The organism is Streptomyces niger (assembly GCF_000718305.1).
GTDB lineage: Bacteria > Actinomycetota > Actinomycetes > Streptomycetales > Streptomycetaceae > Streptomyces > Streptomyces niger.
Map to the genome: position 1 here is coordinate 299,929 of NZ_JOFQ01000003.1, position 14,385 is coordinate 314,313.

Consider the following 14,385-nt stretch of genomic DNA (forward strand, 5'->3'; position numbering starts at 1 on the left):
CGCGCGCGCACGGCCACTCGGGAACGGTCAGGAAGACGGCCGGGAGACGGTCACCATGACCGGGACCGAGTGGCCGGTCGCGCGCAGGGCATCGCCGGTTGCTTCGATCAGCCACAGCGCGACATCGGCGGACCACTCTCGCACGCGAACCGCGAACTGCGCCACCGGCCGCGTACCCGCCGGCAGTTCCCCGCTCGTTCCCCGGCACCGGAGGTGCGCGGCATCGATCGTGCGAGGGATGCGCACCTCCGCTGCCCCGCCGAGCCGTTCCTGTACGGCACGGTGCACACGCGCGGTCTCGTGCCGAGCACCCCACGCGGAGGAGGACGCTGCGGACACCGTCAGGTGAACCTCGGCGGACGCGGCGGAGGATACGGGTAGGGAGGCTGCCGGGGGACCGAGGGCGAACCACTCCCGCATCTCGTCCAGTTCACCGGACGCGTCCCCCGCGGTGATCTGCAGCGGCAGGTGGGCGCAGAGCGCGGTGAGGGCCACGGCGCCCACCCGGTCGAGCCCGTCGAGCAGCGTGCGCGCCATCGGCAGCACCGGAAGACGCGGGTGGCGTACGTCCTCGGGGATGTCGGCGCGCATCCAAGCGAGTTCGCGGATCTCACCGCCGCCGGCCCAGTCACCGCCCTGATCGCATGCGAGCCAGCGCTCCGGTTCGTGGCGGGCCTTCCTGCCCTTCGCGGTGCGCCAACCGTAGGGCGCGTACCAGCCGTAGGCGTCCGCACGCGCCAGCGCGAGATCCAGCACGGTCTCGCGGAGCTCCTCCGCATCGGCGTCCGCGAGCCAGGGGTGCCGATGAAGGATGCCGTGTACTCCGACAGTCGTTCCACAGTGCATGGCGGCTCCTCCATCGGCTCGCGGGTGCTCACGTCACCGGCGCGGGCCGGCTCCGTGAGCGTAGTCGCCCCGCAGGTCAGGACGCGGCGATGAGCAGGTCGGCGGCCTTCTCACCGACCATGATGGTCGGCGCGTTGGTGTTGCCGGACGGCACCGACGGCATGATCGAGGCGTCCGCCACGCGGAGCCCGTCCACGCCGCGGACGCGCAGTTCGGGGTCGACCACGGCGCGGGAGTCCTGGCCCATCCGGCAGGTGCCGACCTGATGGTGGTAGGTGCCGACCGCGCGCCGCACGTACGCGCGCAGGTCGTCCCGCGTACGGGCCTCCGGTCCAGGGGCCACTTCCGCCTTGCGCCAGGCGTCGAAGGCGCTCTGACCGCCGATCTCCCGGCACAACTCGACCGCGTCGACCAGCGCTTCGAGGTCGTACCGCTCGGCGAGGACGTTCGGGTCGACCAGTGGGGCGGCTCCCGGGTCGGCCGAGGCCAGCCGCAGCGTGCCGCGGGACAGCGGCCGGACGATGCCGGGGGCGATGGTGTACCCGTGCTCCGGGACCGGGTACGACTCGGCCGGGTAGACCAGGTGCAGGAAGAGCGGCTGCAGGTCGGGGCCCGGGCGACGCGGATCGGTGGCGGTGTAGAGCTGGCTCTCCAGCAGGTTCGCCCGTCCCGGCGGGAGCGGGCGGGAGGCCTCGTACACGTTGCTGACGAGGAGATGGTCGTGCAGGTTCTCCCCGACGCCGGGCAGGTCCACGGCCACGTCGACGCCGACTTCGCGGAGGTGTGCCGCGGGGCCGATGCCGGAGAGCAGCAAGGTCTGTGCCGAGCCGATGACGCCGCCGCTGAGCACCACCTCGGCGGCGGCGTACGCACGGTGCAGGCCGCCCTCGGCGGCGTACTCCACGCCGACCGCCCGGCCGTCCGCCAGCAGTACGCGGTGCACGTGGGCGCCGGTGGTCACGGTCAGCCGCGCGTTGTCCCGCACCGGCGCGACGAAGCTCTGCCAGGCGCTCATGCGGCGACCGTCGCGGATGGTGGCGTGGTTGTAGCCGACGCCGACCATCCGGTCGCCGTTGAAGTCGTCCGTCCGCTGGTGTCCGAGGGCGACGGCGGCCTCCACGAAGGCGGCGGCCGTCGGGTGCGGTTCGGTGATCCTGCTGACCGGCAGCGGGCCGCCCTTGCCGTGCCACGCGCTCTCGCCGTCGACGTGGTCCTCGGACCGCTTGAACAGGGGGAGCACGCTGTCCCAATCCCAGCCGGTGCAGCCTTCGTAGGCCCACGCGTCGTAGTCGCTGCGGTGCCCGCGGATGTAGATCATGCCGTTGAGCGAGCTGGAGCCGCCCAACACCTTGCCGCGGGGCCAGAACAGCGACCGGTTGTTCGCGTGCCTCTGGGGTACGGTCATCACCGCCCAGTCCAGCGGCGACTGCAACAGCAGCGGCCAGCCCTGCGGGCTGTGCACGCGCTCGTCGCCGTCGACCGGCCCGGCCTCCACCACGTGGACCGAGTGGCCGGCGTCCAGCAGGCGTCGGGCGATCACGCTGCCGGCCGACCCGGCGCCCACCACCACGAAGTCGTGCTCGGTACGTGGCTCCACCATGACGATCTCCTCCCGCGACATCATCGGCTTCACTGCAGAAACATCAGAGCACTGTCACCGCAGGGAAACCGTAAGCAGGCGGGGGCCACCCGGCCAGTCCGCAAGCGCACGAACTGCCGCCGGCAGGTGTGCCGTTCAGCACGCGGTCAGTTCCGTCCGCGCAGTCCGGGCCGCCGCTCCCGTACCGGCCACCGCCGTACCGACAGGGGCCTGGCGGAGGTACCACTCGGTGGCGAGCAGCCGTGCCTGTTCCGCCGGCGGAAGTCCGGCGATCACGCCCGGCGCGGCTCCCCGCTCGACCTCTGAGCGATGCGCCAGTACGGCGGCGATCTTCTGCTCCAGCCAGGGGCTGACATCCACGGTGGCGGCGATCTGTTCGTCCGGGACGCTGTAGGCCTCGCGCGTACCGATCACGTCGCGCAGCGCGGCCACGGCCGAGTGCGGGTGCGTGGCCAGGTAGAGGGCGCGCGGCTGCCACGGCGCTCCGGCATCCGGGTACAGCTGGCCGAGCCCGGCGGCCTGGGCGGCGAGCACGGTCACGCGGTGGGTGTGCACGTGGTCCGGGTGGCCGGGCAGCCCGCCGTAGCCGTCGTGGGTGACCATGATGTCCGGGCGGAACTCCCGGATGTGCACCACCAACCGCCGTACCGCCTCGTCGAGCGGCGCATCGCAGAAGCGCACGCACCCCGGGGCCGACGGCGCGAAGCGCGCGTCGGCGTAGCCGAGCATGCGCGGCTCCCCCGCGCCGAGGATCCGCAGTGCCGCGGCCAACTCCGCGGCCCGCCAGGTGTCCGCTGCCCAGGTCGTCGTGACGACGCCGGTACGTGCGCCCGCGGCCGCGTGCCGGGCGAGGACGCCACCCGCCGACAACGACTCGTCGTCCGGATGGGCGAAGACCGCCAGCAGGCTCGGTACGGGGTGGGCCTCGGGAGTGGGCACGGACATGACCAGATCACCTTCCGACGCGGGCGGGAAGGCCGATCGTATGCCTCGGAGGCGGGGCGCTACCGACCGCAGCCCGGATCGACCACAGCGCGTCCACCGGTCTCAGCGCGACCGGCCCCTGACCGGGTGGTTTCATCGCGGGCATCACGGCAGACCCACCAGGCCCCAGCCGCGGCGGGTGGCTTCCGTGACGACCTCGCCCCATTCGCGGAGGAGTGCGGTGAAGTCCTCGAAGGTGTCCGGGCGGCCGGCCCATCCCGCGCACTCCGCCGCGAAGGGTCCGCGCAGCTCTTCCAGGCGTGGCGCCGCCTGGTGCCAGGCGTGGGCCTTGGCCGGTGCCGCGTCCGGTGGGCAGATCAGGAGCGTGGGGCGGTGCCGGCGGTCGGTGGCGGCCGGGAAGAATCCTCCGGCGCCGGTCACCGTGGGGTCGTCGGCCGGGTCCTCGTACCGGAGCAGACCGTTCAGGAAGCGGTCCATCGCCTCGCGCAGGGACGCGTCGGCGAGCGGTCGCAGGTCGGCCCAGGCGTCGCCCGCGCGGGAATGCCACCGGTAGGCGCCGGTGGTGCAGAAGAAGCGGTACTCGGCACACCACTCCGAGTCCCTGCCCGGGGGTCGGATCCAGCCCTTGTCCCCGCCGTGGGTCAGGTAGTACGTGTCGTCGAGGTCCGGCGGCCAGATCGCGTCTTCGAGCGCTTCGATGCGGTCCTCGACGGGGGTCTCGCGCAGCCTTTCCCAGTCGGCTGCGACCAGGGTCAGGTCCAATCCCATGGGCGGCAGCATATGTCGCCCGATGCGGGCGGTGCGGCGGCCCGGGCGCCGGAGCGCCGGGGCCGCCTCGCCGGTTTCCTCCTACTCTCTGGTGATCTTGAACGTGCTGGTGGTGTTCTTGATGTCCTGCGCGTTGTCCGTCAGGCGCAGGTTGCGGAAGACGGCCTCGCCGACCGCGGGACCCTGGCCCGGCTCCGGGAGTTCGTTGGCCCAGACGCCGACGCCGGACTTGGCGTCGAACTCGTCACCGCTCTTGTGGGCACCGGAGATCGAGACGTCGGTGAGGACGGTGTCCTTGACCGGGTACTGCGGCTGACCGCCCACGTAGTTGGTCTGGAACATGATGCCGTGGTACGTCGGGTCGACGATGTCCACGTCCGTGACCCGGATGCCCTGGAAGATCTTCGAGGCGGAGAAGAGCCAGATGCCGGGGAAGGTCTGCTTGCCCCAGAAGTGGCCGCCGGCCCGCTCGATGGTGATGTGCTCCAGGTTCGTCGGGTCGGTGCCGAAGCCGTTCATCGGGTAGCCGAAGTCCAGTGAGGAAATGGTGATGCCCGAGTAGACGAGGGTGTCGGCGATCCGGATGTTGCGGAAGGTGTTGTGGTAGCCGCCGTAGACGGCGATGCCCGCGGCGCGCCAGGTCAGCAGCGAGGTGAGGTTCTCGTAGACGTTGTTCTTCTCGTCCGCGCCGCCCGCGTCGATGGCCGAGAAGAGCGCGAAGCTGTCGTCGCCGGTGGCCCGGGCCTCGCTGTTCGACACGACGTTGTCGGTGCTGCCGTTGGTCATGTTGACGCCGTCGGCGAAGGTGTTGCGGATGCGGGCGTTCTTGATGGTCATGTGGTCGGTGTCGGCGCCCCAGTAGAGGCAGACCATGTGCTCGGCCCAGACGTTGTCGATGGTGATGTCCGAGACGCCTGAGAAGTCGAAGACCTTGCCGGGGCCGTCGATGCGCGACGTGTAGTTGCCGAAGTACGCGAAGCCGGCGAAGGTGCTCCCCTTCGCGGTGGCGTCGGCGCGGAAGCCGATGTCGGTGTTGGATTGCGAGGAGGGGGCACGGAAGCGGGTGAACCAGGGGCCCGCGCCGACCACCTTCACGGCCTTGCCGTAGACCTGGAACTTGCTGGACGTCTCGTAGTCACCGGGCGGCAGATAGACGCCGACGAGCTTGCCGGTGGTGTCCATGCGCGCCTTGTCCAGCGCGTTCTGCACGTCCTGGTGGGTGAAGCCGGCCGGCACCACGTAGGCAGCCGGGTCGGGGTTGGGGGTAGCGGTGACCTGCTCCAGGTCCACGAAGTCGATCGCGTACCTGGAGGTGTTGGCCGCGTCCTTCTGCAGTCGGATCCTGGCGCCGGCCGGGACGGTCTCGCCCAGCAGGAGCTGCGCCTCGTCGTAGATGTGGCGCGGGCCGCCGGCTCCCGGGTCGTTGCCGGGTGCGGTCTCCGCTCCGTACAGCCAGGCGTACTTGGACGTCAGCGATACGGCCTTGCGGAAGGCGCCGTTGACGTAGACGTTCAGGGTCGCGTCGGTACCACCGCCGCCCGGTGCGTCCGGGATGGAGAAGCGGGTCACGAGGCTGTTGGTGGCGGCCTTGGTGGTGAACTCGACGTAGTCGCCGGTGTTGTTCAGCGTCACCGCCTTCCGCCCGGACGCCTCACCGGCCAGGTCACCGACCTTGCGGTTGGGGCCGACGGTCCTGGCCCCGCCACCGAGCGCACCGTCCTCGGCCTCGTACGTCTCGTACGGCATCGAGGCGCCACGGCCGACGAACAGCGGCTTGGTGCTCGTGTTGTTCTCCCGCCTGGCCGGGATCTCGTTGGCGTCGTCGGCGACGGCGACCTTGACGGTGTACTTGCCGTTCGCGGCCGTCCAGCTGCCGAGCTCGACCGGATCGGTGGAGCCGCCCGCCGCGATCGTGCCGTTGTAGGCGCCGGTCAGCGTCTTGACGGTGGTGCCCGAGGCGTTGACGACGGACAGGGTGATGCCGTGGCTGCCGCCGGCCGAGGGCTGGGTGCCCTGGTTCTTCAGGGCGACCGAGAAGGCGACGCCGTCGTCGGCGGACGGGGCGCCGGGCGACCAGGTCACCGCGGAGGCGACCAGGTCGGAGCTGGCGACCGGCTCGACCGTGAGCGGGGACGGGCTGGTGTAGCCGTTGTTGCCCTCGTTCTCCTCGATGACGGTGTCAGCCGGGTCGACGGAGGCGCTGAGCGGGTAGGTGCCCGCCGCGCGCGTACCGATGTTCTTGGTGACCGTCTTCGACTCGCCCGCGGCCAACGCGCCGACGGCGACGGTGCCGACCTTCTCCCCGCCGAGCTGGAGGGCGACATCGGTGGCGGTGGAGGCCTCCGTACCGCGGTTGCGTACGGTGGCGCCGAGGGTGATCGCGTCCGACTCGACCGGGGACTGCGGTGACGCGGTGAGCTGGGTGACCTCCAGATCGGGGTTGGGCGCGGGCACGCCCATGACCTGGAACTCGGCCACCTGGCCGCCCGGGGCACCGGAGTTGGCGGTGAACTTCAGCTGCACGTCGGCGGCCCTGGCGCTCACCGGGATGGTGACGCTGTTCCCGGTGGCGGGGTTGAAGGTGTAGTCCTTCGCGCCGACCAGGCTGGTGAACCCCTCGGCTTTCTGCTCGCGGCCGAGCACCTCGATGCGCTGGGTGCGGGTGGACCAGATGCTGTCGGGGTTGAGCTTGACGACGACGGAGCCGACGTCGGCGTTGGCACCGAGCTGCACGCCCAGCGTGGCCGGGTAGCTGCCCGGCGCGCCCTCCCAGTACGTGCTCGTCTGGCCGTCATTGGCGTTCTTCGCCACGTAGGTCTGGGTGTAGGAGGAGGCGGTGATGTCCTTGCCCACGGCGAGGTTGGTGACCGCGGCGTCGTGCGTGCCGTCCTTGCGCGGTGTGTCCTCCCGCGCCTGGCCCTTCTCCCGGGTCTTCCAGGTCTTCCGGGCCACCGTCCGGCTGTCCGGTGACTGGTTGCCGGCCGCGTCGCGGGCGCGGACGGTGTACGTCACGGCGGCGCCTCGCGTATCGGTGTCGGTGTACGCGGTCACCGTGCCCGGCAGGCTGGTACGCAGCCGCCCGTCGGCGTACACGTCGTACGCGGTGACCTTCTTGTCGTCCGTCGCCCGCGGCCAGGTGAGCGTGGTGTGTCCGGGGCGCGCGGAGTCGGCCAGGGTGAGGCCGCTGGGTGCGGCGGGTGGTCGGTTGTCCCCGCCCGCTGGGGCGCGCACTTCGAGTTCGGCGAGCTTCCCGCCGGCGGGCAGCAGGACGCGGATGTAGCGGGTCGTCATCGTACCGAGGGTGAGTTTCACGGCACGGCCGCCGCTGCCGCCGAGCCGCTGCCCCTGCCCCTGCGCCTGCGTCAGGTCGGTGAAGTCCTTGCCGTTGGTGCTGCCCTGCAGTGTGAACGCCTGGGCCGGTGCCGGACCGTTCCCGGGCAGCCGCAGGGTCACCTGGTCGATGCGTCTGGTGGCGCCGAGGTCGGCCTGCACCCACTGCGGGTGCGTGCTCTTCGCGCTCTGCCAGTACGTCGACGGATCGCCGTCGACGGCCCGGGCGGCTCCGTGACTCCGCTGGGCGCTGCTGGCCTCGGCCGTCGCGCCTTTCGCGGCGTTCGGCGCGGCGGCCGCGGTTGCCGCGGTTGCCGTCAGTGACGGCAGACCGGCGACCATGAGGCCGGTGGCAAGGAGGGCGACGGCACGCCGTCTGCCCTGGCGTGGTCGTGACAGGTCTGGTCGTGTCATGGATTCCCGATCTTCTGCCTCGCGCACATCCGGCGGCGAGGGAGCGACTCCGGTGGGGGCTCCGGGGCGGAGCCCGGGTTTTGCAGAAGCGTCAAGCGATCAGATGCTCGTTTTTTGCGTTCAGCGGCTGGAGAATCCCAGAGAAAAGTCATCTGGTCTACGCCTCCATCTGACTTTCTTCCCGTTGCACATCCACCCCGACTACGCCGAGATCCGGTAGTCGCGGCAAGCTCGCTGGCCAGCCCGGTATCGGTACGAACCGATGCGGCCCCACAATCGGCCGGCTCCCCGTCACCGGGCTTTCGTCGTCTTGCGCTCGGGCAGCAAACCGCTTGCATCGCTTGCGATAGCGTTGCGGCCATGACGCGACGACTTGCTCAAGTTGCCAAGAAGGTCGGGGTCAGCGAGGCCACCGTCAGCCGGGTCCTGAACGGCAAGCCCGGGGTTTCCGAAGCCACCCGCCGATCAGTGCTGTCCGCCCTCGACGTGCTGGGGTACGAGCGGCCGACCCAGCTGCGGGGCGAGCGCGCCCGGCTGGTCGGGCTGGTCCTGCCCGAGCTGCAGAACCCGATCTTCCCGGCGTTCGCCGAGGTGATCGGCGGGGCGCTGGCCCAGCAGGGCCTGACACCGGTGCTCTGCACGCAGACCAAGGGCGGCGTCTCCGAGGCGGACTACGTCGACCTGCTGCTGCAACAGCAGGTGTCCGGCGTGGTCTTCGCCGGTGGGCTCTACGCGCAGGCGGACGCACCGCACGAGCACTACGAGCAGCTCGCGGAGCGCAAGATCCCGGTGGTGCTGGTCAATGCGGCCATCGACGACCTGGGGTTTCCGTGCGTCTCCTGCGATGACGCGGTCGCCGTCGAGCAAGCCTGGCGGCATCTGGACTCCCTGGGGCACGAGCGCATCGGCCTGGTGCTGGGGCCCGACGACCACATGCCCTCCCGCCGGAAGCTGGCGATGGCGCGGGCCGCGGCCGCCGCGGTCGGGCGGACCCTGCCCGACGAGCACGTGGCACGGGCGATGTTCTCGTTGGAGGGCGGCCAGGCGGCGGCCAACCGCCTGCTGGAGCGCGGGATCACCGGCATCATCTGCGCCAGCGACCCGCTGGCCCTCGGCGCGGTGCGCGCCGCCCGGCGCCGCAAGCTCGATGTGCCGGCGGACGTGTCCGTGGTCGGGTACGACGACTCGGCGTTCATGAGCTGCACCGAGCCGCCGCTGACCACGGTGCGCCAGCCCATCGAGGCGATGGGCCGGGCCGCGGTGGACCTGCTGTGCGCACAGATCCAGGGCGGTGCCGTACCGCAGGAAGAGCTGCTCTTCGAACCGGAGTTGGTCGTCCGCGGCTCCACGGGCCAGGCGGCCCGGAGGCGGTCCGCGTAGCCGCGGCGAAGCGCTGTCAATTTTTTACGGAGTCCGTTCGACATATTGCGACCTACCGTCGGCGGTGGTTGAGTGTGCGCGCCGCACAGCGCGTTGCTGTGTGCTTCCCGCACTCCTGCCGTAAGGGGTCCACCCATGAGACGTTCCGGCTTCCGACGTGCCTGCACTGCCGCAACCGCCACCGCACTCGCGCTCACCGGGGTCGCCGCCTGCGGCTCCGGTGGCGCCGAGGCCTCGGACGGCCGGACGCGCATCACGGTGAACTGCTGGCCGCAGCCGAGCGCGAAGATCGACCACAAGCGCTTCGACGAGGACGTGAAGACGTTCGAGAAGCAGCACCCGGACATCGATGTCGTCGCCCACGACGCGTTTCCGTGCCAGGACCCCAAGACCTTCGACGCCAAGCTGGCCGGCGGCCAGATGGAAGACGTCTTCTACACCTACTTCACCGACACCGAGCATGTCGTCGACATCAACCAGGCCGCCGACCTCACCCCGTACGTCAAGGACCTCAAGGGCTACCGGGACATCCAGCAGGCGCTTCGCGACGCGTACACCGTGGACGGCAAGGTGTACGGCATCCCGCGCACCAACTACTCGATGGGCCTGCTCTACAACCGCGCGCTGTTCAAGAAGGCGGGCCTGGACCCGGACAAGCCCCCGACCACCTGGGCCGAGGTCCGCACCGCCGCGAAGAGGATCGCCGGACTGGGCGGCGGCACGGTCGGCTACGCCGACTACAGCGCGCAGAACCAGGGCGGCTGGCACTTCACCGCCGAGATCTACTCGCAGGGCGGCGACATCGTCAGCGCCGACGGCAAGAAGGCCGCCGTCGACAGCCCCGCGGGCCGGGCGGTGCTGCAGAACCTCCAGGACATGCGCTGGAAGGACCGCTCGATGGGGTCCAAGCAGCTGCTCATCATCAACGACACGCTGCAGATGATGGGTTCGGGCAAGCTGGGCATGTACCTCGCGGCGCCCGACAACGTACCGCGCATCGTCAAGGAAGCCGGCGGCAACTACAAGGACCTGGCCTTCGCGCCAATGCCCGGCGGCAAGGGCACGCTGATCGGCGGCGACGGCTACATGTTCAACAAGAAGGCCACCCCGGCGCAGATCAAGGCCGGTCTGAAGTGGCTGGAGTGGACCTTCCTCACGCCCGGCAACGGCTACGTGAACAACTACGCGCGGCTGGCGAAGGACGGCTCACCGGTGGGTCTGCCCGAGCCGCGGCTGTTCACCGGGGCCACTGACGCCACCGACCAGCGGCTGAAGAAGAAGTCCGCCAACGTCCCGGTCGGGAACTACGCGAGCTTCGTGGCCGGCAACCAGAAGCTCGACATGAAGCTGGAGCCGCCGAAGGCACAGCAGATCTACACCGTCCTGGACGGTGCCGTCTCCGCGGTGCTCACCAAGCGGGACGCCGACATCGACCAGCTCCTGAAGGACGCCCGGTCGAAGATCGACGGCATCCTGGCCCGGAACTGACACCGGCATGGAGACCGCATCCCCGCACACGGCCCCACCGCGGCCCACCGCCCCGCACACCACACGCACCGCCGGCGCGCCCGTTTCCCTGAAGACCCCCGGCAGGTCCAGGCGCCCGCTCCGCCGCCGGCTGGCCGACCAGGCCACCGCGTACGCCTTCCTCCTCGGCGGCCTGCTCTGCTTCGCGCTGTTCTCGTGGTACCCCGCGCTCCGCTCGATGGTCATCGCCTTCCAGAAGTACACCCCGGGCGCCGCCCCCGAGTGGGTCGGCACCGCGAACTTCACCCGGGTGTTCCAGGATCCCGAGTTCGGCGCGGCCTGGCGCAACACCGCCACGTTCACCGTGCTCGCGCTGCTCATCGGCTTCGCCGTACCGTTCGTCCTGGCGCTGGTCATCAACGAACTCCGGCACGCCCGTGCCTTCTTCAGGGTCGTCGTCTACCTCCCGGTGATGATCCCGCCGGTGGTCAGCTCCCTGCTGTGGAAGTGGTTCTACGACCCCGGCACCGGCCTGGCCAACGAGGCGCTCCGCCTCCTCCACCTGCCCACCTCCAACTGGTCCAACGGCGCCGACACCGCGCTCGTCTCCCTGGTGATCGTCGCGACCTGGGCCAACCTCGGCGGCACCGTCCTGATCTACCTGGCCGCGCTGCAGAACATCCCCGGCGAGCTGTACGAGGCGGCCGAGCTGGACGGCGCGAGCGTGTGGCAGCGGGTCCGGCACGTCACCGTTCCGCAGACCCGCTTCGTGATTCTCATGCTGATGCTGCTGCAGATCATCGCCACGATGCAGGTCTTCACGGAACCCTTCGTCATCACCGGCGGCGGCCCGGAGAACTCCACCGTCACCGTCCTCTACCTCATCTACAAGTACGCCTTCCTCTACAACGACTTCGGCGGTGCCTGCGCGCTCAGCGTCATGCTGCTGCTCCTGCTCGGCGCCTTCTCCGCCCTCTACTTGCGGCTCACCCGCACCGACGACCGGTAAGGAGGGCGCTTCATGACTCAGGCCGACCAGCGTGCCGTGCGCACCCTCGTCTCCCCGCTCACCCTGGGCTCGCCGCGCGGCAAGGTCCTGTACTGGACCGTGTTCACCGGCGTGGTGCTCGCCTTCGCGCTGGCCTTCCTCTTCCCCGTGTACTGGATGGTCACCGGCGCGATGAAGTCGCCGGACGAGCTGGTGCGCACCCCGCCCACCCTCGTCCCCGAGTCCTGGCAGCTCACCGGTTACACCGACGCCTGGGAGCTGATGTCGCTGCCCCGGCACCTCTGGAACACCGTCGTCCAGGCCTCCGGTGCGTGGCTGCTGCAGATCGTCCTGTGCACCGCGGCCGCGTTCGCACTGTCCAAGCTGCGCCCCGCGTTCGGCAAGGTGATCCTGGGCGGCATCCTCGCCACCTTGATGGTGCCGGTGCAGGCGCTGGTCGTACCGAAGTACCTCACCGTCGCCGACCTGCCGCTGCTGCACATCAGCCTGCTCAACGACCCGCTGGCGGTGTGGCTGCCCGCCGTCGCCAACGCCTTCAACCTCTACCTGCTCAAGCGCTTCTTCGACCAGGTGCCGCGCGACGTGCTGGAGGCCGCGGAGATCGACGGTGCGGGGAAGCTGCGCACGCTGTGGTCGATCCTGCTGCCGATGTCCCGCCCGGTGCTCGGCGTGGTGTCCATCTTCGCGCTGGTCGCGGTCTGGCAGGACTTCCTCTGGCCGCTGATGGTCTTCTCCGACACCGGCAAGCAGCCGATCAGTGTGGCACTCGTCCAGCTGTCCCAGAACGTGCCGCTGACCGTCCTCATCGGCGCGATGGTGATCGCCGCGCTGCCCATGATCGTGATGTTCCTGGTGTTCCAGCGGCACATCATCGCCGGCATCGGCGCCGGCAGCACCAAGGGCTGACGCGCCGGTCCGGCCCCTCCCCTCTTCCCGCATCCTTGTGCATGCGCGATGCGCCCTGCCCGAAAGGAAACCCGTTCATGGAAGGCAGCCAGTGTGCCGACGCCGACTGGTGGCGGTCGGCCGTCATCTACCAGGTGTACGTGCGGAGCTTCGCGGACGGTGACGGCGACGGCACCGGCGATCTGGCGGGCGTACGGGCCCGGCTGCCCTACCTCGCCGAACTGGGCGTCGAAGCCCTGTGGTTCACACCGTGGTACGTCTCGCCGCTGGCCGACGGCGGATACGACGTCGCCGACTACCGGGCCGTCGACCCGGCCTTCGGCACCCTCGCCGAGGCCGAGAAACTGATCGCGGAGGCCCGGGACCTCGGCATCCGCACCCTCGTCGACATCGTGCCCAACCACGTCTCGGACCAGCACCCGTGGTTCCGGGCCGCGCTGGCCGCCGGCCCCGGCAGCCCCGAGCGGGAACTCTTCCACTTCCGGCCCGGTCGCGGCGCACACGGGGAGCTGCCGCCCAACAACTGGACCAGCGAGTTCGGCGGCGTACCGTGGACCCGGCTGGCCGACGGCGAGTGGTACCTCCACCTCTTCGCCGCCCAGCAGCCCGACCTCAACTGGGCGCACCCCGCCGTCCGCCGGGAGCACGAGGACGTGCTGCGCTTCTGGTTCGAGCGCGGCGTGGCGGGGGTGCGCATCGACTCGGCGGCGCTGCTCGCCAAGGACCCGGGGCTGCCCGACATCACACCCGACCGCGCTCCGCACCCGTACCTGGACCGGGACGAGCTGCACGAGATCTACCGCTCCTGGCGTGCGGTCGCCGACGCCTACGGCGGCATCTTCGTCGGCGAGGTCTGGCTCCCGGACTCCGAACGCTTCGCCCGCTACCTGCGCCCCGACGAACTGCACACCGCCTTCAACTTCGCCTTCCTGACCGCGCCCTGGGAACCGGCATCCCTGCGTGCCGCGATCGACAACACCCTGGCCGAACACGCGCCCGTGGGCGCGCCCGCCACCTGGGTGTTGTGCAACCACGACGTGACCCGCACGGTCACCCGCTACGGCCGCTCAGACACCGGTTTCGCCTTCGCCGACAAGGCCTTCGGCACCCCCACCGACCTGCGCCTGGGTACCCGCCGCGCCCGGGCCGCCGCGCTGCTCTCCCTCGCCCTGCCCGGCGCCGTCTACCTCTACCAGGGCGAGGAACTGGGCCTTCCCGAGGCGGACATCCCACTCGACCGCATCCAGGACCCCATGCACGCGCGCTCCGGCGGCACCGACCCCGGGCGGGACGGCTGCCGAGTGCCACTGCCGTGGGCGGCCGGCGAGCCGCACGCGGGCTTCGGTTCGACGGGCGAGCCGTGGCTGCCGCAGCCGCCGGGGTGGACCGCGTACGCCGCCGACGTCCAGGCGACGGACCCCGGTTCGATGCTCTCCCTCTACCGGAAGGCGCTGCGCCTGCGCCGTACGGAAGCGGGGTTCGGCGACGGCCCGCTGCACTGGCTGCCGGCCCCGGACGGCGTCCTCGCGTTCGCCCGCCCCACCGGCCTGACCTGCGTCGTCAACCTCGCGCCCGAGCCGGCCCCGCTCCCCCGTCACCGCGAGGTCCTGCTCACCAGCGACCCCCTGGACGCCGCGGGCCGGCTCCCGCAGGACACCGCGGTGTGGCTGCGGTACTGAGGGGGCGAGACGACCTGACCGATGCCGGGCGAGAGGTTCGG

The 14,385-nt window shown here is 70.7% G+C and carries 10 protein-coding genes; 5 read left to right on the top strand and 5 right to left on the bottom strand.

The features are described 5' to 3' along the window. Window positions 1-27 precede the first annotated feature (27 nt). The 5 genes from IF20_RS07920 to IF20_RS07940 form a co-directional block, all read right to left on the bottom strand. Window positions 28-846: a hypothetical protein gene (locus tag IF20_RS07920; protein ID WP_052864283.1), complete on the bottom strand. Its 819-nt coding sequence runs from the start codon at window positions 844-846 to the stop codon at window positions 28-30. Window positions 847-922: 76 nt separating this feature from the next. Then, window positions 923-2,446 carry a GMC family oxidoreductase gene (locus IF20_RS07925; protein WP_052864477.1) on the bottom strand — a complete coding sequence of 508 codons (1,524 nt, stop codon included), beginning with the start codon at window positions 2,444-2,446 and terminating at the stop codon, window positions 923-925. 135 nt (window positions 2,447-2,581) lie between these two features. Next, a complete protein-coding gene (locus IF20_RS07930) occupies window positions 2,582-3,391 on the bottom strand; it encodes a PIG-L family deacetylase (RefSeq protein WP_052864284.1) in 810 nt (269 codons plus the stop codon). 144 nt (window positions 3,392-3,535) lie between these two features. Beyond that, window positions 3,536-4,159 (bottom strand): hypothetical protein, encoded by a 624-nt coding sequence (locus tag IF20_RS07935; RefSeq protein WP_052864479.1) that lies wholly within the window; start codon window positions 4,157-4,159, stop codon window positions 3,536-3,538. An 81-nt stretch (window positions 4,160-4,240) separates the two neighbouring features. Beyond that, the gene (locus IF20_RS07940) at window positions 4,241-7,903 is read right to left on the bottom strand and encodes a discoidin domain-containing protein (protein ID WP_052864285.1); all 3,663 of its coding nucleotides are present in this window, start codon (window positions 7,901-7,903) and stop codon (window positions 4,241-4,243) included. Between the two features lie 360 nt (window positions 7,904-8,263). Here IF20_RS07940 and IF20_RS07945 point away from each other — a divergent pair, with 360 nt between their 5' ends. From IF20_RS07945 to IF20_RS07965, 5 genes are all read left to right on the top strand, one after another. Next, window positions 8,264-9,283, top strand: coding sequence for a LacI family DNA-binding transcriptional regulator (locus tag IF20_RS07945; RefSeq protein ID WP_052864286.1), 1,020 nt, complete (start codon window positions 8,264-8,266; stop codon window positions 9,281-9,283). A 135-nt stretch (window positions 9,284-9,418) separates the two neighbouring features. Beyond that, on the top strand, window positions 9,419-10,771 hold the full coding sequence (locus IF20_RS07950; RefSeq protein WP_052864287.1) for an extracellular solute-binding protein: 1,353 nt from the start codon (window positions 9,419-9,421) through the stop codon (window positions 10,769-10,771). Between the two features lie 7 nt (window positions 10,772-10,778). Then, window positions 10,779-11,759 carry a carbohydrate ABC transporter permease gene (locus tag IF20_RS07955; RefSeq protein WP_110943947.1) on the top strand — a complete coding sequence of 327 codons (981 nt, stop codon included), beginning with the start codon at window positions 10,779-10,781 and terminating at the stop codon, window positions 11,757-11,759. A 12-nt stretch (window positions 11,760-11,771) separates the two neighbouring features. Continuing rightward, on the top strand, window positions 11,772-12,665 hold the full coding sequence (locus tag IF20_RS07960) for a carbohydrate ABC transporter permease (protein WP_052864288.1): 894 nt from the start codon (window positions 11,772-11,774) through the stop codon (window positions 12,663-12,665). A gap of 77 nt (window positions 12,666-12,742) precedes the next feature. Beyond that, the gene (locus IF20_RS07965) at window positions 12,743-14,344 is read left to right on the top strand and encodes a glycoside hydrolase family 13 protein (protein ID WP_052864289.1); all 1,602 of its coding nucleotides are present in this window, start codon (window positions 12,743-12,745) and stop codon (window positions 14,342-14,344) included. The last annotated feature ends 41 nt before the right edge of the window (window positions 14,345-14,385 follow it).